This is a genomic window from Pseudomonas sp. RL_105y_Pfl2_101, from assembly GCF_963970585.1.
Taxonomy (GTDB): domain Bacteria; phylum Pseudomonadota; class Gammaproteobacteria; order Pseudomonadales; family Pseudomonadaceae; genus Aquipseudomonas.
In genome coordinates, this window is record NZ_CAXAPG010000001.1 from 116480 (window position 1) to 140899 (window position 24420).

Below are 24420 nucleotides of genomic sequence, written 5' to 3' on the forward strand. Positions count from 1 at the left end.
GGCGACGCCTACCGGATCAAACCATCCCCACCTGCTTCAACTCACTCTTGAGATACGCATAATAAATCGGCCCCGCCACCACTCCCGGCAGGCCGAACGCGGCTTCGAACACCAGCATCGCCATGAGCAACTCCCAGGACTTGGCGCTGATCTGCCCGCCGACGATGCGGGCGTTGAGGAAGTACTCGAGCTTGTGGATCACGATCAGGTAACCCAGCGCCGCCACCGCCACCCAGATCGACAGTGACATGGCGACAATGGTGATCAGGGTGTTGGACATCAGGTTGCCAATGACCGGCAGCAGCCCCAGCAAAAACGTCATCACGATCAGGGTCTTGGCCAAGGGTAGATGTATGCCGAACAGCGGCAGCACCACCGCCAGAAAAATCCCGGTGAAGAAGGTGTTGAGCAAGGAAATCTTGATCTGGGCGAACACGATGTTGCGAAACGCCTTGACCAGCAGGTTCAGACGATCGAACAGCGCTGCAGCCAGGGGCTTGCGCTTGGTCAGGTCGGGGATGCGTTGCAGGGCAACGATGGCCCCCAGCACCATGCCGATCAGCAGCGTCACGAACATGTGGGCCGCGTCCTTGCCCACCAGTTGCAGGTCGCTCAGGTGTTTGCTCACCCAGTCGCCGATCGCCACCCGGAATTCGGCGGCGCTGGCCGGCAGGTAAGCGTCGATGAACGGCGGCAATTGCCCACGGGCACGGTCGACCACGGTCATGAACTTGTCCAGGGACGCGCCAGGGTTTTCCGCTTCATGTAACAGGAAACTGAAGGCACCTGCGAAGATCAGCGTCAGCGCACTGACCACCAGCGTGCCCAGCAATGCCACCGCCAGCCAGCGAGCGCGGCGGCCTTCGATCAGGCGTTGCAACTGCGGGGTGAGCATGTTGACCAGTTCGAACACCAGCAGCCCGGCCAGCAGGCTCGGCAACAGGCGCAGCGGCAACACCAGCAACAGCCCACCAAAAATGATCACCCAACTGATCACCAACAACACATGACGCTGAGAAAACGTTGGCATACAGCCTCAGGACAAAACGGCGTAAAAGGATCGGCAGTCTGCCAGCGATCCGCTGGCAGCACTAGGGATTGTGTCGGCCGACCTTGGTCGCAGTTCAGGTGTTTTTTGCAGTGGCTGTGTCGCTCTCATCGCGAGCAAGCGCGCTTCCACCCTGGGCCGGACAATACAAACCCACTGTGGAAGCGCGCTTGCTCGCGATAGAGTTATGGATTCAACGCTTATTTTTTCTTCAGGCACTCACTCATGAACGCCTTGCGGGCGTCCCCCTTCAGAGCCCGCTCGGTGGCCGTGACGTTGCAGGTTTTCATGCGCTCCTGCGGGGTAGCCTTGAGGCAGTTGCTCATGAAGACCTTGCGCTCGTCGCCCTTGAGCGCCTTGGCGGTAGCGTCGGCGTTGCAGGTGGTCATCTTAGACTGCTGCGCCGTTTCGGCGAAGCCCTGGGAACAAAGCAATAAACCGATCATCAACAAAGGCACACGCAGCGTCTTCATGGTGGTTCTCCTGGCTGCCACACGAGGGTGTGGCGATGAAGTGCAGTGTAGACAAAACCTGTTACACCTTCACCAGGTGGATCCTCTGTGCCTGAGCTACACGCCAGCAGCCTTCAACCGCTCGGCATGCTCGACAAACAACCGGATCGGCTCGGCCCCCTTGCCCACCAGCCCCAGCGATTGATTGACGATATCGAAGTGGTCCAGCGGATAGTCATCGCCGATCACTGTGCCCAGGTGCGAGCTGTAGCGTCCGACCATACCGTCGCACTGCCCCGCCTCCCTAACAAACGTACGAGCAAATAAACGGCAGCTGCGGTTGGTGCCGTCGAACAGGTTGCCCCCCTTGTCAGTCTTGCCCGGCTGCAAGGTGCCGGACCACGAGTAATATCGCACGCCATTGACCTCTTCCGGTCCATTGCCGCCCCAGGTTAGCGGCAGACCCTGTGGATAACGTTGGTTGAACAGTGCCGCCCCGGCGGTGGTCAGGGAGGCATGGGAAGCGTGAATATCCACCGGCAGCTTCGGCCCGCGATAACCGGTTTCCAGCAGGCTCATCAAGGTGTTGATCAGGCGCAGCACGGCACTGAGCACGCGTCCCTTGGCGCTGTCGGCGGGGTAGTGGGCTTGCAGGTAATCCGCCAGTTCTGAGCCGTGGTTGGTGCCGGCCACCGACGTGACCGACGCTACCAGGTCCGGGCGTTTGGCGGCTGCATAGCGGGCGGTGAGACTGCCTTGGCTGTGGCCGATCAGGTTGACTTTCGGCGCACCGGTTTGCCGCAGGATCTCCTCGATCCGCGCCAGCAATTGCTCGCCGCGCTCCTCGGAAGAGTGCAGCGGCGAAACCTTCACCGCCACGACCACGGCCCCGCCGCGACGCAACGCCGAGACGATCCCATACCAGTACGGATACAGCACCAGGCGTATGAACCCGAACATCCCCGGGACCAGTACCAGCGGGTAACGAGTGGCGCAGCGTTGCGACATGGCGACATCCTTGTGATCAAGAGGGGTCAGCATCGGTACTGATGATGACCTGTCTATGACACCCGTGTCACTGCCATGGCCCCATGGCCAGAGATTGCGTCCGTTGGGCCGATCAGAACGTCCGCGCCAGCGCCAGCAAACGCTCCTGGGCCTCGGCGCAGGACAACGCAAAGCTGCGCTCGGCCGATTCTTCGCCTTCTGCCGCCACCACCGTCACATCGGTGATGCCGATAAACCCCAGGACGGTGCGCAACAGCGTGTCGGCGTGGTTCATGCTTTCCAGCTGGCCGCCGGGCCCGAAACCGAAATCGCCGCGACTGGTCACGATCAGCGCCTTCTTACCCAACACCAGCGGCTCGTAGTGCGACACGCCGTTATCCAGGCTGTGGTTGAACGTCAGCCCGATGCGCACGATCTGGTCGATCCAGGCCTTCACGCCGCTGGGCACGCTGAAATTGTGCATGGGCGCGGAGATCACCAATCGGTCATGGGCTAGCAACTCCCCGACCAAGACATCGCTCAGGGCCAGGTCCGCCTGCATGGTCAACGGTCGCGCCTGGGGCTCGGGGTAGAACGCCGCGGCGATGAAAGCTTCGTTGACCGGCGCAATCACCGTCCGACCGACTTCGCGACGGGTCAATTGGGATTGCGGATGGGCGGCCTGCCACGCCGAAACAAAGGCCTCGGTCAAACGCCGGGAATGAGAGCGTTCACCACGGGGACTGCCATGCACCACAAGAATTTTACTCATCTTAATCTCCTTTTATACGGCTACAATCAACACTGCTTTTTCCCTGTAGCTTGAAGCTCGCTGCCGCTGACAGACAAATGAGCGTTAGTTCATTTGGATGAATTAATCTCACCCATCGTATTTCAGGAGAATTAGGATGTTCGCCAACCTGCCGCTTAACGCCCTGCGGGCTTTCGAGGCAGCCGCGCGGCTGCTCAGTTTCAAGGCGGCAGCAGCGGAGTTGTCGGTGACACCTACCGCGGTCTCCCATCAGATTCGATCCCTGGAGAGCTGGCTGGGGCTGGCGCTGTTCGAACGCCTGCCACGCCAGGTACGCCTCACCGACGGCGGGCAACGTTTGTTTCACAGCCTGCACGGGGCGTTGCTGGAAGTGGCGCAAAGCGTCGACACCCTGCGCCCGCAACGCAGCACCAGTCACCTGACCCTGTCCACCACTGCAGCGTTTGCCGCCCTGTGGCTGGTGCCTCGCCTGGGGCGTTTTTATACACGCCACCCCAACATCAACGTGCGCCTGGACACCCACTGCGAGGTGATCGACCTGCACCAGGACGCCAGCGTCGACCTGGTGGTGCGCTACAGCCTGGATACCTACCCGAACCTGTACGGCATGTGCCTGTTCGATGAAAGCTTCGGGGTCTATGGTTCGCCTGAACAGGTGGCCCTGGCGGCCCGGCAGGTGCCGACGCTGATCAGCGTGCATTGGCACAACTCCAAGCTGTACGCCCACGGTTGGGATGCCTGGTGCGCCCAGGCCGGGGAAACCTGGCTTACCCGGCAGCCATGCATGCGCGAGTACGACGAGGAGCATTACGCCTTGCAAGCGGCGATTGCCGGCCAGGGCCTAGTGCTGGCGAGCAATATTCTGGTCTCTGAAAGCATCGCCAGCGGCTTGCTGGTGGGCTATCGCCCGGACGTTCAGGTCAATGGCGCCGGCTACAGCGCCCTGTGCGTCCCGGGCCGCGAACGCCATCCGCCGGTGCGGGCGTTCTTCCAGTGGCTAGGGGAGGAAGCGCGGCTGTCGGGGTTCCCCCCGGTGTTTGCGATGTCGCAGGCGTAGCCGCTGCCGAAGGCTCGGACCGCGTTCGGACGATCTTTTGACTTTGCTTTTTTGGCGTTCGCTCATGACTCAATTGTCGGGGACAAGATCGCCGCCTCGTTGCACTCGGCAGCTCCTACACGGGGTATTTCATAAAACTTTTTGCTTCGCCCATCACTCCCACCTAAAGAAGTGATCGCGCCATCAGAGCGTGACGCTCCCACCGGATCAGCCTCCAGGAGAACGAGATGAGCGACATGCACTTATCCGATGTAACCACCCTGCGCGAACGTGCACGGCAGAACGTGCAGAACGGTGCAGTGACCGAAGGCTACGGCGCCGATCGGCAAGAAGTCGTCCGCCTGCTCAACGAAGCACTGGCCACCGAATGGGTCTGCGTGCTGCGCTACAAGCGCCACTACTTCATGGCCACCGGCCTCAAGGCCAGCGTGGCGGCCAGTGAATTCCTCGAGCACGCGAACCAGGAAGCCGAACACGCCGACAAACTCGCCGAACGCATCGTGCAACTGGGCGGCGAGCCGGAATTCAACCCCGACCTGTTGACCCGCAATTCCCACGCCCAGTACGTGGCGGGCAACACCCTCAAAGAAATGGTGTACGAGGACCTGGTGGCAGAACGGATCGCCATCGACAGCTACCGGGAAATCATCCAGTACATCGGTGAAAAAGACCCGACCACCCGGCGCATCTTCGAAGACATCCTCGCCCAGGAAGAAGAACATGCCGATGACATGGCCGATCTCCTGGCCGATCTCTAATACCGCCATCGCGAGCAGGCTCGCTCCCACAGGGGACCGCATTCTTCCTGAAGAAACTCGGTCGAATGTGGGAGCGAGCCTGCTCGCGATGGGGCCGGCAGTATCACTGCAAGGCTCGGCTACCGGGTCGGCTTGACCGTCACCGGCGCCTTGCCCGCCTTCAACTGCTCCAGCAGCGGCGCGCACTCTTTCGGCTCTCCGCCGCTGGGCGCCACCAACGCGAGCAAGCCGGCGGCCGGTGTTGCGATCACACCCAACGCCACCATCCCGGCACCGCGCAGCATCAGCGGCACCGCCTTGACCCCGGCGGCGGGCTTGGCGAACGGGCCTCGCACGTACAACGGCGAGCGCAGGGAAATCAGGCGCCAGCCCTTGGACTCTGGGGTGATGGTCAGGTCCAGCTGTTCATTCGCCATGTTCGCCGTGCCGTCGATGTAAATGATCGCGTTCTCGGTGTCGAACACGAACAGGCGCGTGGTCGCCAGGCCCGTCTTGATATCGAAATCCGCCGCCGCGCAGTTGATCTTCACTTCCTTGTCGCCAAAGATTTTCCCCACCACGTAGTTGCCGACGTTCAGCCCCGCCAACTCCATCAGCTCACGACTGATGGCACCATCGTTGATGAGCATTTTCAACGTGCCGTTGGAAGTGCCCAGCAACGCCGCCACCGAATTGCCGCGGCCGGTGATATCGGCATCGCCGTTCAGTTCGCCGAAGCTGGTTTTCATCGGCTCAAAACCCGGGAACAGCTGCTTGAGCTTGAAGCCGCGCGCCGTCAACTTCGCCTGGCCTTCAAGGGGCTGAGTGTGCCCGTTGAGGCGGATCTGCGCATCGAGACGGCCACCGGCCACGCCGAAACGCAGGGGCTCGAGGCTCAACTGCCCATCGTTGAGCACCAGATGGGTGTACAGATCGGTGAACGGCAACTGCTCACTATGGACGATGCGTTTGCCAGTGAACTTCACATCGGCGTCCATCACACTCCAACGCTCGGTGCGAAATTCTTCCACGGGCAAGACCTTGTCGGACGGCTGCTTGCTGGTGCCGCCCCGGGCCTTTTGCTCGGCATTGGAGTCGGCCCCGATCAGCGGCGCCAAATCGCTGAAAAGCAGTTGATTGGAGACCAGCGCGCCACTGAGCTTCGCCCGCGGCTGGCTGGCGACATAGGCCAGGTCGCCATGGATATCGCTGTCGCCGATCTTGCCGTTGAACGCCTCATAGCGAAACAGCGCCCCACCCGGCTCATGCAGCTTGGCGATCAAGCGGCCATCAGTGGCATAAGGCGGCGAATCCGGCAGGGTCACGCCGGTCAGCGGGTAGAGATGAGCCAGGCTGTTGCCGGCCAGTTTCAAGCGCAAGTCCAAGGCCCCGAGATTCATCGGGTCGGAGAGGGTGCCGGCCAGTTCGACGTGGGTCTCGGCGATTTTCGCCTGGGCCTGGAGCGGAAAGGGTCGTGACGCATCCTGCAATGCCAGCAGGCCACCGACCTTGCCGGAGCCGGCCAGGCTTTGCCCGTGATACTGCCCGTTGACCTTGAAGGCGAACGCGTAGTCCTGCGGTGTCGCACCTTGGCCCTGAGTTTTTTGGGCGACCTTGTCACCGACGATATCGCTGAACGGGATGGGTTTGCCCAACGGGTCGATCAACAGGTCGAGCCGGGTCTTGAGCGCCTGGTCGTCAAGGGTGACGTGGCCCTTGTCGAAGCCGATGGTGCCGATGTCCACCACCCAGCTGGATGGCTCGACGTCCGGGTCTTTCGGATCGAATTGGAAAGTCCAGTTGGCGCGCCCATCAGCCAGGCGTTGCAGGTTGGCGCTGGGCTCCGTCAGGTCGATACGCGCAATCGCCACCCGCCGGGCCAGCAAGGCCAAGGGCGACAGGCGCAACTCAACACGTTTTAACGTGACCATTTGCGGGGTTTTCGACCAATCCGGGTTGCCCAGGCTCAAGTCCTCGGCCACCACGTGGGGCCACGGCAACCAAGCTCGCCAGCCTCCCTCCTCCGGCTCACGCTGCCAGGACACCGCCAAGTTACCGTGGATAGCGAAGGGGCGATGCAACGCCTCGGCAACCTTGGCATTGAGCGTGGGCTTAATGCGGTTCCAGTCGAAGAACGCGATGACCAGGACCAGCACGGCCAGCAGGACAACAAGGCTGGCAAAGCTCCAGGCGAGGATTTTCGAGGTGCGCGTCATGCACAAGGCTCCTGATGACAAGTCAGCGTCCGCAACCGCGACGCCGCTGAAAACACGAACCTGCAGTCGGTTCGTTATGAAGGGTTGGACTGGTAAAACGGCCGACTGGTGCCGATGAACGGCATAAAAAAACGCAAGAATCCTGACTGATCAGCCAACAAACTGTTACCGAAGCCGCACATTTGCGAGGCAGCGATGAGTACAAAATACCCACCTAGGTGCAAAACCACACCTCGGAAAGGCCCGCTCTAGAGCCTTCGCCCAGAACAATCAATTCCGTTGATTATTACCATTGCGTTTATGAACTTTTATATCGACTTATCGAGAGTAGCATTGCCGTCGTACCCACTTTATCGCCCTCCCACGGAGCAACGATCATGAAACGCCAATTACTGATGAGCCTGTCCCTTTCACTGCTGGCCTCGACTGCCTTTGCATTGCCAGCTGCCGAACAAGCCACGCCACAGGCCAAGGACAGCCACTCTGTCTACAGCCAGACTGTTACCGAAGGTGGCCGTGATCGTCTGGAAGAAAAAGGTCTGGTTGAGGACGGTTCTTCTCGCACACCTGGCCAAACCCTTGCCGAAGACGGTTCTGACCGCACACCTGGCCAGACCCTCGCCGAAGACGGTTCTGACCGCACACCTGGCCAGACCCTCGCCGCAGACGGTTCTGACCGCACACCTGGCCAGACCCTCGCCGCAGACGGTTCTGACCGCACACCTGGCCAGACCCTCGCTGAAGACGGGTCTTCCCGCACCAAACTGGGCGAAACCGTGGCCGAAGGCGGTGGTGATCGCACAATCGAACGCAACGGCATAGTGAGCTGAGCCCATGGTGGCCCAGAAAAAAGCCCGATTCCTGCAATCGGGCTTTTGACTTTTCAAGCCCTTCGTTTTTCCCGTCTGATCCCTCTCTACCGTTCGACGTCGACAAAGCCGATTTGCTAGAGTGCATCGCTCCCGTGAATCAGAAGCCCGCCTTGCGATGCTGCCCCGCGCCGAACAGAAACAACAGACCCGAATTGCCCTGATGGATGCAGCCCGCCATTTGATGGAGTGCGGCCGGGGGTTCGGCAGCCTGAGCCTGCGGGAAGTCGCCCGGACGGCCGGCATCGTGCCCACCGGGTTCTACCGGCACTTCGACGACATGGACCAACTGGGCCTGGCACTGGTCAGCGAAGTCGGCCAGACCTTTCGCGAAACCATCCGCCTGGTACGCCACAACGAATTCGTCATGGGCGGCATTATCGATGCGTCTGTGCGGATCTTTCTCGATGTGGTGCAGGCCAATCGATCGCAGTTCCTGTTCCTGGCCCGCGAGCAATACGGCGGCTCCCTGCCGGTGCGCCAGGCCATCGCCCAACTGCGCGAAGACATCAGCTCGGACCTGGCCGCCGACCTGGCCTTGATGCCCAAGTTGCAGCACCTGGACCTGGCCGCCTTAGGCGTGATGGCCGACCTCATCGTCAAGAGCGTATTCGCCACCCTGCCGGACATCATCGACCCACCCGCCCAAGCCCTCCCCGAACACCTCACGCCCCAGGCAAAGATTACTCAGCAACTGCGGTTCATCTTCATTGGCCTCAAGCATTGGCAAGGGCTGGGCAGTACCGAATAACTGTCTGCATGCCTCCTCTGTGGGAGCGAGCCTGCTCGCGAAAGCGGTGTATCAGCCCCCTGATTGCTCACCTGACACACCGCCTCCCGAAAAACCACGCGACAGATGCTCTGTGATGTAGGAAAAGGCGCATCTGGACCTACGAACTTTCCTATTCGCTGCAAATGCCACCCGCGCCGGAATTGCACTCAATCAGCGGCTCATCGTCTTATTCATCGCTTCCGAGACCTGTCAACGCGGCCTTGCGTACGACGTCCTTGTATATAGGAGCCATGAAAATGACTGCACCCGTGCTATCCCTCCACACCAATGAAGCCTCTCCTGAATACCTGAGCCATCTCGACGAGCCCTACTTTGAGCCGGATCGGTTGGAGGGTTGCGTCGAAGAAGTCGCGACACGGCTTAGACAACAACAGGCTTACGTCAAAGCCCATCCGCCACTCGGTATTTACCGACTGGCGGCCGAGGGTAGTCAGACCCGAGACGGCGGAACGATCCAACAAGCTTCATCACCGTTTGAATTCAAGATGGATGGCCGCACGCTACGCGCCGCCCAGAAAGGCGATCACGTCGCATATGCCGATGGCAGCACGGCGCGGATCGTCACCGGGGCCGGTGAAAGCAATAGCGATGTTGCACTGGTCGACAGCCGTCTGAGCAATGGCGACGAAATCATCAATCCCCCCCAAGACATAGCGATTCTCATCGTCCGCAAAGGCGTGTCGAACGCAGAAGTTTTTTTGCCCGCAGTAGGGCCAGCTGAGGGCCGCCGTCTGCGCCGGAATGAGATGAAGGAGAACCCCCAATGAACAAGGGTTATTTCATCGGCCGGGGCGACAAGACCACGTGTGGCGGGGAAGTGCTGGACGGCGATGGTAGGATCAATATTTTCGGCCTGCTGCACGCCCGCGAAGGTGACCGGGTTTCGTGTGGAAAGGACGGAAAAATCTATCAGATCAGGGGCGGCGTAGCGCACATGGTCAGCCACGGTAAGCAAATGGCCGGCACGCTGGATAGTCACAGTACCTGCCCCTGCAAAGCGCAACTGATCCCTTCGGTTTTCTGGGCCACCTATGAAGGTGCGAATTCTGCACCGCAAACCAGCCGAGCGGCTCAGCCGGCTCCACAGCCCGCGACCAGCGCTCCAACTGCTTCACGCCAATCGTTTTTAGCCCCATCGAGCAACCCGTCACGCCCAACATCTACCCGCGTAGAACCCCAGGAACCGGGCTTCTATATCGTGCCCAGAAGCGTGACTCGCGAAGCGCTGGAAGCCACGTTGTTCCCTTCACCCGACCCGGCTGTGATGCGCAAATTCCGCGCACTCAATCCTCATCGCAACGTCGTCAAGGCCGGTTCGATGATCGTGCTGAGCGATCCGAACAACCATCAATGCACCCGCGAAGAGGCGCAGGTGATGGCGGCGGCGGAAACGGTGAATGCCGCCCTTGACGACCTGACCGCAGAGCAAGCCGACTTCATGCACCGCCACGCGGCGGAGATCGCCAGCTTCACCGGCCAGACCTCCACTTGGCTCGGTGTCAGCGCGGTGATGATGGAAAAACATCTGACCAGCCTGCGCGACACGCTCCAGGCCATGGAACGCTTGCACCAGAACAGCTTTCGTCAATACGGCCATCTTAGATCGCCGCAATTCTTCGCCGAGCGCAAGCTGCTGCTCGCTCAACTGGATGCCCACCTGCTGAATTCCACCCGCCTGCGCGGCCATACGACGCTGGGCGACCATCCCAAACTGAAAACCGCCCTCGGCATTTCGAGCCGCAGTCTGGTGCACCACTGGAACAAGGCCGGAGCACCGGGGCAGATACCGGGGTATGCCACGCATGTGGAGAGCACCAGTCGTGCAGCGAAATATATGCAGATGGGCGGTTATATCGGCATTGGGATTGGTGGGGTGTCTTCGTTATTAGCTGTTCAGGACGTGTGTAACGGAGGCTCTGAGGCGGCTTGTGAGAGAATTAAGTTCACTGAAGGAGGGAAATTCGGCCTATCTACCGTTGGTGGCGCTTGGGGTGGAAATTTAGGTTTATCAGCCAGCGGGCCGCTTTGCTTGGCGCTTGGAGCCTCTACTGGTATCGGAGGTGTGATTTGTGTCGCGGCCGTAGTGGGCGTTGGTGCTTGGGCGGGTACAGCTGTTGGAAGTATGGGAGGCGAAAAAATAGGTGACGTTATGTACGAGATAGCTTTGCCATGACGCTGGGGGAGTTCTGGAACTCTTCGCTGTCTGACTGGATTGTGTTGGCTATGATCCCTATGAACCTTGCGTGCTTGACATTCAGTTTGTACCTAATTCGCCATCATTTGAACCCCATGATGGACGCCTTGAAAAACAGCCGCTTCATATACCTTTGGGCTCCCGCTTGGCGAAATCGAGGCTACTTTGGGGGATTTGTGCTGCTGAGTAAAATTGCCGGGATGGTGATTTTTTCAAATGCGTATATCCGCATCGGGGATGTGGACCCCGTTGATGTCAAACATTTCCCACCCTATCTGAAACGTCTTCTCATCATTGATAGAACGTTGATGGCTTTTACTTTGGCATGGATGGGCATCGTAGCCGTGCTGATCAAGCTCAGATGACTGAATAAACACAAATCCCAGCTGCTAACACTTCGGCCTCCCCAGCCAAAGCTTGATGCATCACTGGAACAAGGCCGGAGCACCGGGGCAGATACCGGGGTATGCCACGCATGTGGAGGCGACCAGCCGGGCCGCGAAGTACATGAAGTCAGGTGGGTATATCGGTATTGGGATTGGCGGGGTGTCTTCGTTGCTGGCGATTCAAGAGGTTTGTTCCGGGGGATCTGGGGAAACTTGTGGGCGGGTCAGGTTTACTGAAGGGGGTAAATTTCTCGGATCAGCCTTTGGTGGCTGGGCTGGTGGCGCAGGAGCCTCTTTGGCTAGCAGCTCTGTTTGCTTGGCGCTAGGGGTTCCCACAGGCGGCATTGGGAGTGTCCTGTGTGTTGCAGCAGTGGTGGGGACTGGTGCATGGGTAGGTACGACCGTTGGCGGTCAAAGGGGGGAGATCGTAGGCGAGATTCTGTATGAGGCCGTACCGCCATGATCAGCGGTTGGCCCGTGTGGGCCCTGCTCATTTTGAATGGCGGCCCAATCCTGTTGAGCTTCGTAAGTTTGATTTTCACTATGTATCTGAGCCGTCGGCATCTGGACGGCATGATGGAGGCCTTGGATAACAGCCGCTACATCCATCTCTGGGGCCCCGCATGGCGGGGTCAAGGCTGGGTAGGGGGAATCGTACTGATCGTGAAAATTGCCGGGATGGTGGTGTTTCCGAGGGCAAATATTCTCAATGGTGACGTAGACCCTACCGACATCCAAAACTTTCCACCTCGCCTGAAGCGCCTTCTCGTTGTTTTTGTATTGATCGTACTAACTTCCATAGTTTGGATGGTGCTTGTATGCCTGCTGTTGAAGTTCGAATAGCTTAATGAGGGATCCGGTCTGTCGAGGGAGGGCTTTCGTAGGAAACGCCACATCCCTCTGTGCGAAGTTTCCTATTCGCTCCAAATGCCCACACCGCCGGGATAGCGACTCACCCGCGCCGCAACGTCTCATTCATCGTTTCGATGGAGGAGAAAATCTAATGATCAGGGGCTATTACATTGGACTGGGTGACCAAACCACCTGCGGCGGCCAAGTCATGGATGGGGATGCGCACAACAGAATGAATGGTATCGCCCGTGCTCGTGAAGGTGATCCGGTTTCTTGTGGCAAGGACGGAAAGACTTATCAGATTGTGGGCGGCATCTCGGGCATGACCAGCAATGGCCGGCGTAACGCTGGCACGTTGGACAGCGTCAGCAGTTGCCCTTGTAATGCTCAGTTGATTCCATCGCTGCACTCGGCCACCTACAGAACAGCCGACGCTGCACCGCAAGCCAGCCGAGCCGCTGGATCGGCTTCCCAATCTATGAACAGCGCACCCTCTACGCCGCGCCACTCGGGCTTCGCCCTATCGAGCAACCCGCCGCCCCCAACATCTACCCGCGTAGAACACCAGGAACCGGGCTTCTACGTTGTGCCCAAAAGCGTGACCCGAGAAGCGCTGGAGGCCACGTTGTTCCCGTCACCCGACCCGGCGGTGATGCGCAAATTCCGCGCGCTCAATCCTTATCGCGATGTGGTCAAGGCCGGTTCGATGATCGTGCTGAGCGATCCGAACAATCACCTATGCACCCGCGAAGAGGCGTTGTTGATGGAAACAGCGATATGGATCAACGACGCCCTTGAACCGCTAAGCGCGGATGAGGCCGACTTCATGGCTCGGCATCGCGACGAAATCGAAACGTTCCTGGCCCAGGGCTCGACTGCCATCGGTGTGGGTGAGGCCATCTTCGCCAAAAACCTGGAGGACGTTAAAACCGTTCTGCGGGATATCGAGGCGTTGCATCAACGTACTTTCCGGCGCGATGGGCACCTACGGTCGCCGGATTTTTTTGCAGAGCGCAAACAACTACTCTCAAGGCTCGACATCCATCTGACCACCCTGACGCGAAAGGGCATCGGCCTGCCAGATCATCCGAACCTGAAAAGCGCCTTGGGCATCTCCAGTCGCAATTTGGTCCATCGTTGGACCAAGGCTGGTGGCGCAGGTCAGATTCCAGGTAATGCGACTCATATCGAGGGTGTTTCCAAAGCGGCCAAAATCATCAAGTACGGGGGGTGGATTGGCCCGATTATTGGTGGTGGGGCTTCGTACATGAAGGTTCAGGATGTTTGCACGGCAGATAGTGCGCAGGCTTGTAAGAAAGTTAAATTCACTGAGACTGGCAGCTTCGCTGGTGGAGTGGCAGGTGGTGTGGCGGCAGGCGCCGCCCTGACAGGGCCCGTGGTTGGAGCGATCTGTATCGGGTTAAGTGTGCCGACAGGAGGGTTGGCAATGGTGGGGTGCGGTGTTCTGGTGGTCGGAACAGGGTCGCTTGCGGGGGGTGTCCTTGGAGGAACACTGGGCGAAAAAACGGGAGAACTTATCTATGAGGCTGCCCAATGACTGTGAGCTTTTCTGAGAAAATATTTATGGTCGTCGGGATAATTGATTTGGGAGGAATTTTCATTTGGATTGGAATGTGTCTGTACTTGGCTTACAAAAAAACGGACCTAATATTGGATCACTTGAAAAATTGTTCGGCCGTCATGACGATCGCATCACTGCGCCATGGTGGTCCTTGGGGTAAATTGATGCTGGTAGGCGGGATTTCCGGACTCATCACCTTTCCCAATTTTTACCTCAAAAGAGGCGGACTAAGTGCCGAAGACATAAATACTTTTCCCGCGAGCCTTAAGCGTAAGCTAGTAGTACTGCAGTGGTGTGTTATCGCACTTCTATCGGTAATGATTATTCTTGCCATGTTCGTTAAGTTTGGTCTCGCTTAGTCTTCCCGTTCCATAGGTTGACCTGTGCCTTGTGATCGGGTTTACAGAGGAAAGACGTCTCCCTGCGCGGAGCGGCTGGTACGACATCCGAAAGAATGCTGGTATTGCAAGCTATCCCGAGAGCTATTGTTCAATATAAATAACAAGGTGTTCGACTGCTTATGAATGCGCCTTTCCAAAACACCACATGTATTACCAACAAAAAAATCAATAACGTGGCTCCAACGTTTTACGTGGTCTCCAAAGACAAGTTGATCATCATGTCATTCCTGACCTTTGGCTACTATTTTATCTACTGGAACTACAAGAACTGGAAAACCTATCGAACTGCTACAGGCGAGAGAATCTGGCCTGTAGCTCGTACGATATTCGGTTTATTTTTTATCTATTCGCTGTACATAAAGATAGATCGACGGTTGCGCATCGCAAACAGACACTATAACTGGCATCCGTATTTGCTCATACTCTGCGCATTGTTGAATGTAGGCGTGAATACTTATGTAGTTCTGGTTGCGACAGAACCCAAAGTTTTCTTTCCTATCGGGTTGGCATCGCTTGCTTTTGGTACCTATTGTCAACTTCGCGTTCAGGCCGCTATCAACCATTTGGAACAGGATCCAGAGGGGCGTCAGAACACCAAAATCACCCTTGCCAATTTCGCATGGATTGCATTGGGCTGTGTCATTTGGTTTTTCTGTATCTCTGGAACTCTGTTGGTACCTTGAAGCAGGTCAACGCTGACCGCAATGGTCAGGAAATCATGTGGGCCGAAGGGCAACAATCCACGAACCCTCAAATCAAAAGATCGCACCTTTCGGCAGCCGCTAGGCAATTTCTGTAGGACCTGCCGACGGCTGCGATCTTTTGGTGCTTTTCCCCGCCAAACCCTCGGACATTTCCTTCAACACGCCGGGCTGTTCATGAACTAGGCAGCGCTCTCGAGCGCCGCTAACCTTTGTTCGTCATCGCAAAAAACGGTGATACGGACGTGCAAGTCCGATCTAGGAGCGTATTCGTTATGGCTATTCGCCGAGCATTTTTCTATGCTCGCTGACTATTATGGCGGCTGCGCGTGGGAGATCTTCGGGTCTGCCGGGTTCCTGGACCGGTCTTGCACACCTACGTACAGCTGCCACCCATTTTTCGACGTGCAATCGGAGGGTGCCGGCTCCACTTCCAGGATTTTCATTATGTTCAAAGCAACTCCGAATCCCCCGCCAAACAGCCACAAGTCCCGCGTCCAAGCGCAGGAAGAAAAGAAGCTCGATGACGCCGCCACCCGCGCCCTCGATTACTACCTCAAGCCCAAGCCCGCCTCACCGCCCGAACCTGACAAAAACCAGCTCTTCATCGTGTCCCCCCACATCGACACCGAAACCCTGCTCGCCAACGCCTCCGAAGACCTGCTCTCCATCAGCACCATCGCCGCCGACCTGGCTGACGACGTGGACGACTCACGCCGCTGCGTCGCCCTGGCGATCAGTCGCATGGCCGATGGGGTGCAGTTGTTGGTCGAGCGGGCGTTGGATCATCTGGAAACCAGGGAGATGGCGGCGCCTGGTGCCAAGGGATAGCGCTTTGTTTTGATGCAAGCTGAGCCGACGCCTTCGCGAGCAGGCTCGCTCCCACAGGTTCTTTTTGTGTCAGCCGCAAAATGGTGCGCGACAACTCGACGCGCACCATTATGGAACGCCATCCACCCCGCCCTGAAACGCCATCCTGGCTATTTCCTACACCTTCTTCGGTTGGCAAGCCCCTTGCTCTAAACACAGCACTGTTCATTGCTGGAAGCACTCCGATGCTGGTGATTCACCGCAGAATCGACACTCAACCGCGCTGGGACGCCGAGCTGCACCTGACCTTTGACGCCCGCAGCAAAAGCCGTCTGCGCTGTTTCAGTGCCGAGGGCGAAGACGTGGGGTTGTTCCTGGAGCGAGGCCAACCGCCGCTGTACGACGGCGAATGCCTGCAAGCTGAAGACGGGCGCATCGTGCGCGTTTGCGCCCGCGCCGAACAACTGCTGCATGTCACCTGCGCCAACGCCTTCGAACTGACCCGCGCCGCCTATCACCTGGGCAATCGCCATGTCGCCTTGCAAGTGGCCGATGGCTGGTTGCGCCTGCTGGACGACTACGTACTCAAGGCGATGCTCGAGCAACTGGGCGCCCGCGCCGAATCCATCGAAGCCCCGTTCCAGCCGGAACACGGCGCCTATGGCGGCGGTCACCATCACTCCCGGCACGGCGACGAAGATTTCAACTACGCGCCGCGCCTGCATCAGTTTGGCGTGCGCACATGAACCCGGCCTGGGCGCTGCTGCGTCTGGCCAGCCCGCAATTGCCGATTGGCGGCTACAGCTATTCCCAGGGGCTGGAGATGGCGGTGGACAACGGCCTGGTCAAGAATTGCGACGACGCCCGGCGCTGGATCAGCGATCAACTGCTGCTGAACCTGGCGCGTTTCGAAGCGCCTTTGCTGCTGGCGCACTGCAGCGCAGCAGCCGCTGACGATTGGGACGCCCTGCTGCTTCATTGCGAAGAACACCGCGCCAGCCGGGAAACCCGCGAGCTGTATCAGGAGAGCCGGCAGATGGGCTACTCGTTGCAGCAACTGCTCACCGGCCTGCCGGAACTCGACGGTGCCGCGCGCGGCTTTCTTGAACAGCTCAGTCTCCAACAACGCAGCGAGCCGCACCTGGCCTTGTGCTGGGCCCTGGCGGCGCGCGCCTGGCATATCGCCCCCCAAGACGCCCTCGCCGCCTGGCTATGGAGCTGGCTGGAAAACCAACTGGCGGTGCTGATGAAAACCCTGCCCCTGGGTCAGCAAGCGGCCCAGCGCCTGACCAGCGAACTGCTGCCGCTGCTGCAACAGGCTCAGCACGACGCCTCGAACATCGACCCCGACCATTACGGCAGCGCCGCCTTTGGCCTGTCCCTGGCGTGCATGGCTCATGAGCGCCAGTACAGCCGCCTGTTCCGTTCCTAGGAGACACTCATGAATACACAACCTCTGCGCGTCGGTATCGGCGGCCCGGTAGGTTCCGGCAAGACCGCCCTGACCCTGGCCCTGTGCCTGGCGCTACGTGAACGCTACAACCTGGCAGTGGTCACCAACGACATCTACACCCGCGAAGACGCCGACTTCCTGGTACGCAACGAGGCCCTGGCGCCGGAGCGGATCATCGGTGTGGAAACCGGCGGCTGCCCGCACACGGCGATTCGCGAAGACGCGTCGATCAACCTGGAGGCGGTGGACCAGTTGAACCGGCGCTTCCCGGGCCTGGACCTGATTCTGGTGGAATCAGGCGGCGACAACCTGTCGGCGACCTTCAGCCCGGAATTGTCGGACCTGACCCTCTATGTGATCGACGTCTCGGCCGGTGACAAGCTGCCGCGCAAGGGCGGGCCGGGCATCTGCAAATCCGACCTGCTGGTGATCAATAAAATCGACCTGGCACCGCTGGTGGGTGCATCTCTGGAAATGATGGACAGCGACACCCGGCGGATGCGCAACGGCAAGCCCTTCGTGTTCAGCAACCAGAAGACCGGCCAGGGCCTGGACGACATCATCGCCTTCATCGAGCGCCAGGGTCTGCTGACCGCCGCCTGATCTTTCCGACTGACCACAAGGAAGCTTATCCATGACCTTCAAACGCATCCTCGGCGCCCTCGCCCTGCTGCTGACCCCGGCCCTGGCCTTTGCCCATCCCGGCCATGGCGACAATGGCCTGGTTGCCGGGCTCGGCCACCCCATCGGTGGGCTCGACCATTTGCTGGCGATGCTGGCGGTCGGTTTGTGGGCCGCACAACAACAAGGTGCCGCGCGCTGGGCGCTGCCCTGTACCTTCATCGGTACGATGCTGTTCGGTGGCCTGCTGGGCTTTGAAGGCCTGGACCTGCCAGCGCTGGAAAGCGGGATCGCCGCCTCGGTACTCGCCCTGGGCCTGGCGGTGGCACTGGCGGTACGTCCGCCGTTGAGCCTGGCGGTCGGTGCGACGGCACTGTTTGCGCTGTTCCATGGCGTGGCCCACGGCTTGGAACTGCCGGACATGTCGAGCCCATGGGCCTATGCGGCGGGCTTCGTCGCGGCGACAGCGGCGCTGCATGGCGCCGGGTTTGCCCTGGTACGGGTGTTGCCGCGAGCGGCGGCGCCGTTGGTCCGATTGGCCGGGGCGGCTTCGGCGGCGGCTGGGGTGTGGTTATTGGCCGGCTAATTTTTCCGACACCTTCAAAGGCGCCTTCGCGAGCAAGCCCGCTCACAGTTTGATCGATCCCTGTGAGAGCGGGCTTGCTCGCGAAGGCGGCCTGACAGCCGCCCCATCTCCCCAGGCCTGCCACTCTGCTACCATGTCGCGCAATCGCCCCCAGCCGTGACGACGTCCGCCAATGCCTCATGCTTCCCGCCCCGCTCCCCAGCCTGAATTGACCGCCCTGTTCGCAACGGTGCGTCAGCATTTTCACGACGTGATCGTGCCGATGTGGCAAGGCCCGGGCTGGAATGCCGAACTGGCGTTGCCCTATGAGTCCCTGGATGCCGAGCATGTGCCGCTGCCCCCCCAGCGCTACCGCGCCATGGCCTGTGCGCGCCAGTTGTATGTGTTCGCCAGCCTGATCGGCGAAGTGCCCCAGGCCGAGGAACGGGCCAGTGCACTGTTTCGCTCGCTGCAGCGTCATTTCCACGATGCCGAACACGGCGGCTGGTTCTACAGCATCGACCCGCAAGGCGCGCCGCTGGACACCGGCAAAGACCTCTACACCCACGCCTTTATCCTGTTCGCCTGCGCCCATTACTGGGGCAAGGTCCGCGAATCGCTGGTGGAATCGGTGCTCAACGCGAGCCTGGAGGTCATTGCCAAGCGTTTTGCCAGTGCAGACGGTCTCTACGAGGCCAGCCTCAAGCGCGATTGGTCAACGACCGGATCCGGCCCGTTGCAAAACCCCTTGATGCACCTGGCCGAAGCGTTCCTCGCCACCCTGTCGGTCCGCGAAGACGCCAACGTCCGCCAGGCGTTGCTGAGCCTGTGCGACGGGATGTCCAAGCAGTTCATCGAGCCGCAGCAACGCGTGATGATGGAGAAGCCGCTCAAGGCTGTGGATAACTGGTTCGAACCGGGGCACCAGTTCGAATGGTATTACTTGCTGGCCTCATCGCCCCTGTTGCGCAACGGCAAGTTGCACACAGCCCTGGCGCACAGCTTCGGCCATACCGAACAACGCGGCGTCGACCCGGACTCCGGTGCTGTGTGTGCAATGCTGGCCTTGGGATCCCAGGCGGGCCCGCGCGATGCCACCCAACGCATCTGGGCCCAAGCGGAGTACTTGCGGGCACTCACCCTGCGCCCGGGCAGCCAGGCGTTGTTGCTGCGTCAATTACAAGCGCTGCAGCAGCATTTCCTGCATGCCAAGGGCTGGAACGAATGCCTGGACGCCGACGGCGCTGTCAGCCGCCGGGACATGCCGTCCACCACGCCGTATCACCTGCTGACTTGCTATCGCGGGCTGGCCGACTATCTAGGCTGATTGGCAAACCGCTATCGCGGGCAAGCCTTGCTCCCACAGGGATCAGGGCAGACCTGCTCCCCAGAGGTGAGTCAAACCTGTGGGAGCAAGGCTTGTCCGCGATGAACGATAACGCGGTCTTATGTTTTGTTGCGCTCAATGGCAAACCCGGCCCAGGTCTGGCTCACCGGCATCAGCTCCAGGCTGTTGATGTTGATGTGCGCTGGCGCATTGAGCACCCAGAAAATCGTATCGGCGATGTCCTGTGGCTGGATCGGCTCGGCGCCGGCGTAGGTCGCGTTGTAGCGCTCCTGGTCGCCACCGAAGCGCACCAGGGAAAACTCGCTCTCGCACAGGCCCGGCTCAATATTGCTCACCCGCACGCCCGTGCCTTGCAGGTCGCAACGCAGGTTCAGGGAGAACTGTTTGACGAACGCCTTGCTCGCGCCATACACGTGGCTGCCCGGGTACGGGTAGTTGCCGGCGATGGAGCCCAGGTTGACGATCCCGGCCCCACGGCCGTGGGCGATCAGGCGCGGCAACAGCAGGCGAGTGCTGTAGAGCAGCCCTTTCACATTGGTGTCGACCATGGTGTCCCAGTCATCGAGGTCGCACTTGGGTGCCGGGTCGACGCCCAGGGCCAGGCCGGCGTTGTTGATCAGCCCGCGCAATTTGGCGAAGGATGGCGGCAGGTTGGCGATGGCCTCTTCCATGGCCTTGCGATCACGCACATCCAATACCAGGCCATGGACTTCGGTCTGCTTCGACAGCTCGGCACACAGGGCATTAAGGCGTTCTTCACGACGACCGGTCAGCACCAGCTTCCAACCCGCCTCGGCAAAACGACGGGCACAGGCTTCACCAAAACCGGACGTTGCGCCGGTAATAAACAGGGTGTCAGACATCGTGTTCTCCTTGCTTGAACTTCAACAGCCATTGAATGGAAATCGGCCCACAGCATGCCCGCCCCGGCACGGTAGGGGCAAGGCTTGCGCACGGCTTTTGCCCCACGACTGCTCATAAAACAACCAATCTGCGCCAAGCCTTGTCAAACAAGGGCCGCAGCCGGTTGCCCGCACCTTATCCACAGGCACGTCCACAGTAATCGGGGGCAAGTGCAAAACCCGCAAGCCGCTGTGTGTAAGGCTTTGCGGGGTATTTGGAAAATTTTTTCGCTTGACCCTGCAGGTGGGGTTGTGCAGCGCAAGTTATCTGCTATAAGCCAACGTTAGATGGGCGATGGCTCCAAGCCAGTAACGACGGTGCTCAGCGCGGTCTTTCCAGAGTTTAATCACAGACTTATCCACAGGCTTGCCCAGCGACTTTCGAGCCCATTTCGGTGCTCATAAAAGTGTTGACAACAGCCACTCCCCCTTGACCAAAAACACCTGATCAAAAAACGATCACAGCCCTGAAAGCCACGTATTCAAAGGCTTGCAGCCAGCTACTCCCACGTTACCCACAGCCAGTTCCACAGCAAACGGGGACAAGTCAAAACCGTGACAAAACAACTATTTGCGGCGACTTTATGTCGCGGTTTCGCAGGGGCTCAGGATTGTTGTCCACAATTGCAAAAACGCATAAAAAACCTGTGGGAGCGAGCTTGCTCGCGATGGCTGTCTGTCAGTGCCATGGAGAGTGGCTGACACGCCGCTATCGCGAGCAGGCTCGCTCCCATAGGGGATTTGTGGTGTGTCCAGAAGATAAAAAAACCGGCGATCACTCGCCGGTTTTTTTCATTGCAACAGCCGCCTCAATGTCCGCCCAGGTAGGCGTTGCGCACTTCCTCGTTGGCGAGCAGCTCCTTGCCTGTGCCAGTCAGGCGGATTTCGCCGTTGACCATCACATAGGCCCGGTCCGACAGCCTGAGGGCGTGGTTGGCGTTCTGTTCCACCAGGAAGATGGTCATCCCGGTGGACGCCAGCTCACGCAGGGTGGCGAAGATCTGCTTCACCACGATCGGCGCCAGCCCCAGGCTCGGCTCATCGAGCAGCAACAACTTTGGCCGGCTCATCAAAGCCCGGGCGATGGCGAGCATTTGCTGCTCGCCGCCGGACATGGTCATGGCCCGCTGGTTGCGGCGCTCCTTGAGCCGTGGAAACAGCTCGAACATGCGCTGCATGTCTTCACTGGCGTGCTTGTCACCGATGGGAATGGTGCCCATCAGCAGGTTTTCCTCGACGGTCATGTCCGGGAATACCCGCCGTCCTTCCGGTGACTGCGCGATGCCGTGGGAAGCAATGTAGTGCGACGACTTGTGGGTGATGTCCACGCCCTGGTAAATGATCTGCCCGCCCGCCGCACGCGGCTGGCCGAAAATCGACATCAGCAGCGTGGACTTGCCGGCACCGTTGGAGCCGATCAGGCTCACGGTTTCACCTTCACCAACGTGCATCGAGACTTTTTTCAGGGCCTGGATCGGCCCGTAGAACACGTCCAGCTCCTTGAGTTCGAGGATAGGTCCACTCATACCAGTTCCTCTTCATCGGCACCCAGGTAAGCCGCGATCACCTTCGGATCGTTGCGAATCGCCTCGGGACCGCCCTCGGCGATCACGTTGCCGTGGTCCAGCACCACGATGTGGTCGGAAATGCTCATTACCATGCCCATGTCGTGTTCGATCAGCACCACGGTCAGATCGTGCTCGTCGCGCAGCAGCCGGATCATCGCGCTCAGCGCTTCGGTTTCCTGAGGGTTGAGGCCGGCGGCCGGTTCGTCGAGGCAGATGATCTGCGGACGCGTGCACATGGCCCGGGCGATTTCCAGGCGCCGCTGCTGACCATAGGAAAGCTCACCGGCGAGACGGTTGGCACAATCGACCAGGTCCACCACTTCCAGCCAATAGAAGGCGTGGTCCAGGGCGTCGCTTTCAGCCTTGCGGTAGCCCTTGGTGTTGAGGATGCCCGCCAGCAGACTGCGGTTGACCCACATGTGCTGCGCCACCAGCAGGTTTTCCAGCACCGACATTTCCTTGAACAGGCGAATGTTCTGGAAGGTACGCGCAAGGCCAGCGCGGTTCACCAGGTGGGTGCCGCCGAACATCTTGTAGTACAGCCGGCTGGCGAAGGATTTCGGCGACACGAAGTCCGTCGGGCGAAACGCCTCGCCCAACAACTTGATGACGTTGGTTTGCTCGCCACGCACGTTGAGCTCGATCTTGCCGCCCGAGGCCTTGTAGAAACCGGTCAGGCAGTTGAACACCGTGGTCTTGCCGGCGCCGTTGGGGCCGATCAGAGCGAAGATCGAGTTGCGTTTGACTTGCAGGCTGACGTCGCTGAGGGCCTTGATCCCACCGAACTGCATCATCAGGTTTTCGACCTGGAGTACGACTTCACTCATGGCGCTACTCCTTTACGCGGCGTCACACCCGTGCGGCTGATACGGATCAGGCCGCGTGGGCGCCAGATCATCATCAACACCATCAGCACGCCGAACAGCAGCACCCGATATTCCGAGAAACTGCGCAGCAACTCCGGCGCCACGGTGAGCACGAACGCGGCGATCACCACGCCAACCGTCGAACCCATGCCACCCAGCACCACGATGGCCAGGATCAGCGCCGACTCGAAGAACGTGAACGAAGACGGGTTGACGAAACCCTGGTAACTGGCAAAGAACACCCCGGCCAGGCCCGCCGTGGACGCGCCGATGGTGAAGGCCGAGAGTTTGACCAACACATGGTTCAGGCCCATGGAACGGCAGGCGATTTCGTCTTCGCGCAAGGCTTCCCAGGCACGTCCGACCGGCATACGGGTCAGGCGATGCTTGACATAGAGCACCAGCAGCACGGTGATGAACAGGACGATGTAGATGAACAGGAATTTGACGTTGGGGTTGTAGGCCATGCCGAAGAACTCGTGGAACGGCACACCGCCCTCCTTCGCTCGCCGACCGAACTCCAGGCCGAAGAAGGTCGGTGACGGCACCGGCATGCCATTCGGTCCGCCGGTGAACGATAGCCAGTTGTTGAGTACCAGGCGAATGATCTCGCCAAAGCCCAGGGTCACGATGGCCAAGTAGTCACCGTGCATTCGCAACACCGGGAATCCTAATATGCACCCGGCCATCGCCGCCGCAATCGCCGCCAGCGGCAACACCGTCCAGAACCCCAGCCCCAGGTATTGGTAGCCCAGCGCCAGGCCATAGGCACCGATGGCGTAGAACGCCACGTAACCCAGGTCCAGCAGCCCCGCCAGGCCGACCACGATGTTCAGGCCCAGGCCCAACAGCACGTAGATCAGGCCGAGGATGACCACCGTAAGCACGTATTTGTTGGCAAAAAACGGGAACACGATCGCAATCACGATCAGCGCCGGGATGATCCAGCGCAGGCGCGACTTGTAGTCCGGGGGCAGCACATGCACGCCGGAACTGGTGCTTTCGAAACCCTGGAGAATATTCAGACCCTTGGGGGTTTGCAGAAACAGGCTCAAGGCAAAGCGCCCAACCATCACGATCGCCACCAGCCAGCCCACACGGGCCGGTTGCAGGTTGAAGCTGTAGCCGTCGAGCACCACGCCGACAATGGGCCCGAACACGATCAGCGAGATCAGGCCGGCCAGGATCGCGTCGATGACGCTCTGTTTGATATCAAGCGGTTTATTGGCAGCAGACATAC

At 59.7% G+C, this 24420-nt stretch carries 25 protein-coding genes; 16 read left to right on the forward strand and 9 right to left on the reverse strand.

Annotation, left to right across the window (positions count from 1 at the left end; all coding sequences use genetic code 11):
- Window positions 1-16: 16 nt before the first annotated feature.
- From AACY31_RS00500 to AACY31_RS00515, 4 genes are all read right to left on the reverse strand, one after another.
- Window positions 17-1030: an AI-2E family transporter gene (locus tag AACY31_RS00500; protein ID WP_339478449.1), complete on the reverse strand. Its 1014-nt coding sequence runs from the start codon at window positions 1028-1030 to the stop codon at window positions 17-19.
- A gap of 218 nt (window positions 1031-1248) precedes the next feature.
- The gene (locus AACY31_RS00505) at window positions 1249-1521 is read right to left on the reverse strand and encodes a PsiF family protein (RefSeq protein ID WP_339478447.1); all 273 of its coding nucleotides are present in this window, start codon (window positions 1519-1521) and stop codon (window positions 1249-1251) included.
- Between the two features lie 96 nt (window positions 1522-1617).
- Entirely contained in the window at window positions 1618-2508 is an 891-nt protein-coding gene (locus AACY31_RS00510) for an esterase/lipase family protein (RefSeq protein ID WP_339478446.1), read from the reverse strand.
- 112 nt (window positions 2509-2620) lie between these two features.
- Window positions 2621-3259 carry an FMN-dependent NADH-azoreductase gene (locus AACY31_RS00515; protein ID WP_339478445.1) on the reverse strand — a complete coding sequence of 213 codons (639 nt, stop codon included), beginning with the start codon at window positions 3257-3259 and terminating at the stop codon, window positions 2621-2623.
- Window positions 3260-3395: 136 nt separating this feature from the next.
- Between AACY31_RS00515 and AACY31_RS00520 the strand changes: the two genes are divergently transcribed.
- Together AACY31_RS00520 and AACY31_RS00525 are read left to right on the forward strand one after the other, a co-directional pair.
- Window positions 3396-4316, forward strand: coding sequence for a LysR substrate-binding domain-containing protein (locus tag AACY31_RS00520; RefSeq protein WP_339478444.1), 921 nt, complete (start codon window positions 3396-3398; stop codon window positions 4314-4316).
- A gap of 227 nt (window positions 4317-4543) precedes the next feature.
- Window positions 4544-5074 carry a ferritin-like domain-containing protein gene (locus AACY31_RS00525; protein WP_339478443.1) on the forward strand — a complete coding sequence of 177 codons (531 nt, stop codon included), beginning with the start codon at window positions 4544-4546 and terminating at the stop codon, window positions 5072-5074.
- Between the two features lie 119 nt (window positions 5075-5193).
- Here the strand turns inward: AACY31_RS00525 and AACY31_RS00530 are convergent, their stop codons facing one another.
- On the reverse strand, window positions 5194-7269 hold the full coding sequence (locus AACY31_RS00530) for an AsmA family protein (RefSeq protein WP_339478441.1): 2076 nt from the start codon (window positions 7267-7269) through the stop codon (window positions 5194-5196).
- 377 nt (window positions 7270-7646) lie between these two features.
- Between AACY31_RS00530 and AACY31_RS00535 the strand changes: the two genes are divergently transcribed.
- From AACY31_RS00535 to AACY31_RS00600, 14 genes are all read left to right on the forward strand, one after another.
- A complete protein-coding gene (locus AACY31_RS00535) occupies window positions 7647-8099 on the forward strand; it encodes a hypothetical protein (protein ID WP_339491232.1) in 453 nt (150 codons plus the stop codon).
- A 157-nt stretch (window positions 8100-8256) separates the two neighbouring features.
- A complete protein-coding gene (locus AACY31_RS00540) occupies window positions 8257-8889 on the forward strand; it encodes a TetR family transcriptional regulator (RefSeq protein WP_014336338.1) in 633 nt (210 codons plus the stop codon).
- Between the two features lie 278 nt (window positions 8890-9167).
- Window positions 9168-9698, forward strand: coding sequence for a hypothetical protein (locus AACY31_RS00545; protein ID WP_339491231.1), 531 nt, complete (start codon window positions 9168-9170; stop codon window positions 9696-9698).
- The gene (locus AACY31_RS00550) at window positions 9695-11104 is read left to right on the forward strand and encodes a PAAR domain-containing protein (RefSeq protein WP_339503646.1); all 1410 of its coding nucleotides are present in this window, start codon (window positions 9695-9697) and stop codon (window positions 11102-11104) included. The genes AACY31_RS00545 and AACY31_RS00550 overlap by 4 nt, the downstream gene beginning before the upstream one ends.
- Entirely contained in the window at window positions 11101-11490 is a 390-nt protein-coding gene (locus AACY31_RS00555; RefSeq protein ID WP_339478432.1) for a hypothetical protein, read from the forward strand. The genes AACY31_RS00550 and AACY31_RS00555 overlap by 4 nt, the downstream gene beginning before the upstream one ends.
- Before the next feature lie 480 nt (window positions 11491-11970).
- Window positions 11971-12354: a hypothetical protein gene (locus AACY31_RS00560; RefSeq protein ID WP_339478430.1), complete on the forward strand. Its 384-nt coding sequence runs from the start codon at window positions 11971-11973 to the stop codon at window positions 12352-12354.
- 160 nt (window positions 12355-12514) lie between these two features.
- Window positions 12515-13921, forward strand: a complete 1407-nt coding sequence (locus AACY31_RS00565; RefSeq protein WP_339491227.1) for a PAAR domain-containing protein — start codon at window positions 12515-12517, stop codon at window positions 13919-13921.
- A gap of 544 nt (window positions 13922-14465) precedes the next feature.
- Window positions 14466-15029 carry a hypothetical protein gene (locus AACY31_RS00570; RefSeq protein WP_339478424.1) on the forward strand — a complete coding sequence of 188 codons (564 nt, stop codon included), beginning with the start codon at window positions 14466-14468 and terminating at the stop codon, window positions 15027-15029.
- A 465-nt stretch (window positions 15030-15494) separates the two neighbouring features.
- Complete coding sequence (locus tag AACY31_RS00575) at window positions 15495-15878, forward strand: DUF6124 family protein (protein WP_339491225.1); 384 nt, start codon at window positions 15495-15497, stop codon at window positions 15876-15878.
- A gap of 224 nt (window positions 15879-16102) precedes the next feature.
- On the forward strand, window positions 16103-16603 hold the full coding sequence (gene ureE / locus AACY31_RS00580; RefSeq protein WP_339478420.1) for an urease accessory protein UreE: 501 nt from the start codon (window positions 16103-16105) through the stop codon (window positions 16601-16603).
- Entirely contained in the window at window positions 16600-17289 is a 690-nt protein-coding gene (locus tag AACY31_RS00585) for an urease accessory protein UreF (protein WP_339478418.1), read from the forward strand. Before ureE ends, AACY31_RS00585 begins: the two co-directional genes overlap by 4 nt.
- Before the next feature lie 9 nt (window positions 17290-17298).
- Complete coding sequence (ureG, locus tag AACY31_RS00590) at window positions 17299-17913, forward strand: urease accessory protein UreG (RefSeq protein WP_053155587.1); 615 nt, start codon at window positions 17299-17301, stop codon at window positions 17911-17913.
- Window positions 17914-17944: 31 nt separating this feature from the next.
- Window positions 17945-18517, forward strand: coding sequence for a HupE/UreJ family protein (locus AACY31_RS00595; protein WP_339478414.1), 573 nt, complete (start codon window positions 17945-17947; stop codon window positions 18515-18517).
- A gap of 172 nt (window positions 18518-18689) precedes the next feature.
- Complete coding sequence (locus AACY31_RS00600; RefSeq protein WP_339503648.1) at window positions 18690-19823, forward strand: AGE family epimerase/isomerase; 1134 nt, start codon at window positions 18690-18692, stop codon at window positions 19821-19823.
- Window positions 19824-19942: 119 nt separating this feature from the next.
- Here the strand turns inward: AACY31_RS00600 and AACY31_RS00605 are convergent, their stop codons facing one another.
- The 4 genes from AACY31_RS00605 to livM form a co-directional block, all read right to left on the reverse strand.
- A complete protein-coding gene (locus tag AACY31_RS00605) occupies window positions 19943-20707 on the reverse strand; it encodes an SDR family oxidoreductase (protein ID WP_046064353.1) in 765 nt (254 codons plus the stop codon).
- 848 nt (window positions 20708-21555) lie between these two features.
- A complete protein-coding gene (locus AACY31_RS00610; RefSeq protein WP_339478411.1) occupies window positions 21556-22272 on the reverse strand; it encodes an ABC transporter ATP-binding protein in 717 nt (238 codons plus the stop codon).
- Window positions 22269-23141, reverse strand: a complete 873-nt coding sequence (locus tag AACY31_RS00615; RefSeq protein WP_339503650.1) for an ABC transporter ATP-binding protein — start codon at window positions 23139-23141, stop codon at window positions 22269-22271. The genes AACY31_RS00610 and AACY31_RS00615 overlap by 4 nt, the downstream gene beginning before the upstream one ends.
- Complete coding sequence (livM, locus tag AACY31_RS00620) at window positions 23138-24418, reverse strand: high-affinity branched-chain amino acid ABC transporter permease LivM (protein ID WP_339478407.1); 1281 nt, start codon at window positions 24416-24418, stop codon at window positions 23138-23140. The genes AACY31_RS00615 and livM overlap by 4 nt, the downstream gene beginning before the upstream one ends.
- Window positions 24419-24420 lie beyond the last annotated feature (2 nt).

Coding starts and splice junctions, on each gene's coding strand:
- AACY31_RS00500 (WP_339478449.1), bottom strand. CDS start 1,030: ATGCCAACGTTTTCTCAGCGTCATGTGTTGTTGGTGATCAGTTGGGTG.
- AACY31_RS00505 (WP_339478447.1), bottom strand. CDS start 1,521: ATGAAGACGCTGCGTGTGCCTTTGTTGATGATCGGTTTATTGCTTTGT.
- AACY31_RS00510 (WP_339478446.1), bottom strand. CDS start 2,508: ATGTCGCAACGCTGCGCCACTCGTTACCCGCTGGTACTGGTCCCGGGG.
- AACY31_RS00515 (WP_339478445.1), bottom strand. CDS start 3,259: ATGAGTAAAATTCTTGTGGTGCATGGCAGTCCCCGTGGTGAACGCTCT.
- AACY31_RS00520 (WP_339478444.1), top strand. CDS start 3,396: ATGTTCGCCAACCTGCCGCTTAACGCCCTGCGGGCTTTCGAGGCAGCC.
- AACY31_RS00525 (WP_339478443.1), top strand. CDS start 4,544: ATGAGCGACATGCACTTATCCGATGTAACCACCCTGCGCGAACGTGCA.
- AACY31_RS00530 (WP_339478441.1), bottom strand. CDS start 7,269: ATGACGCGCACCTCGAAAATCCTCGCCTGGAGCTTTGCCAGCCTTGTT.
- AACY31_RS00535 (WP_339491232.1), top strand. CDS start 7,647: ATGAAACGCCAATTACTGATGAGCCTGTCCCTTTCACTGCTGGCCTCG.
- AACY31_RS00540 (WP_014336338.1), top strand. CDS start 8,257: ATGCTGCCCCGCGCCGAACAGAAACAACAGACCCGAATTGCCCTGATG.
- AACY31_RS00545 (WP_339491231.1), top strand. CDS start 9,168: ATGACTGCACCCGTGCTATCCCTCCACACCAATGAAGCCTCTCCTGAA.
- AACY31_RS00550 (WP_339503646.1), top strand. CDS start 9,695: ATGAACAAGGGTTATTTCATCGGCCGGGGCGACAAGACCACGTGTGGC.
- AACY31_RS00555 (WP_339478432.1), top strand. CDS start 11,101: ATGACGCTGGGGGAGTTCTGGAACTCTTCGCTGTCTGACTGGATTGTG.
- AACY31_RS00560 (WP_339478430.1), top strand. CDS start 11,971: ATGATCAGCGGTTGGCCCGTGTGGGCCCTGCTCATTTTGAATGGCGGC.
- AACY31_RS00565 (WP_339491227.1), top strand. CDS start 12,515: ATGATCAGGGGCTATTACATTGGACTGGGTGACCAAACCACCTGCGGC.
- AACY31_RS00570 (WP_339478424.1), top strand. CDS start 14,466: ATGAATGCGCCTTTCCAAAACACCACATGTATTACCAACAAAAAAATC.
- AACY31_RS00575 (WP_339491225.1), top strand. CDS start 15,495: ATGTTCAAAGCAACTCCGAATCCCCCGCCAAACAGCCACAAGTCCCGC.
- ureE (WP_339478420.1), top strand. CDS start 16,103: ATGCTGGTGATTCACCGCAGAATCGACACTCAACCGCGCTGGGACGCC.
- AACY31_RS00585 (WP_339478418.1), top strand. CDS start 16,600: ATGAACCCGGCCTGGGCGCTGCTGCGTCTGGCCAGCCCGCAATTGCCG.
- ureG (WP_053155587.1), top strand. CDS start 17,299: ATGAATACACAACCTCTGCGCGTCGGTATCGGCGGCCCGGTAGGTTCC.
- AACY31_RS00595 (WP_339478414.1), top strand. CDS start 17,945: ATGACCTTCAAACGCATCCTCGGCGCCCTCGCCCTGCTGCTGACCCCG.
- AACY31_RS00600 (WP_339503648.1), top strand. CDS start 18,690: ATGCCTCATGCTTCCCGCCCCGCTCCCCAGCCTGAATTGACCGCCCTG.
- AACY31_RS00605 (WP_046064353.1), bottom strand. CDS start 20,707: ATGTCTGACACCCTGTTTATTACCGGCGCAACGTCCGGTTTTGGTGAA.
- AACY31_RS00610 (WP_339478411.1), bottom strand. CDS start 22,272: ATGAGTGGACCTATCCTCGAACTCAAGGAGCTGGACGTGTTCTACGGG.
- AACY31_RS00615 (WP_339503650.1), bottom strand. CDS start 23,141: ATGAGTGAAGTCGTACTCCAGGTCGAAAACCTGATGATGCAGTTCGGT.
- livM (WP_339478407.1), bottom strand. CDS start 24,418: ATGTCTGCTGCCAATAAACCGCTTGATATCAAACAGAGCGTCATCGAC.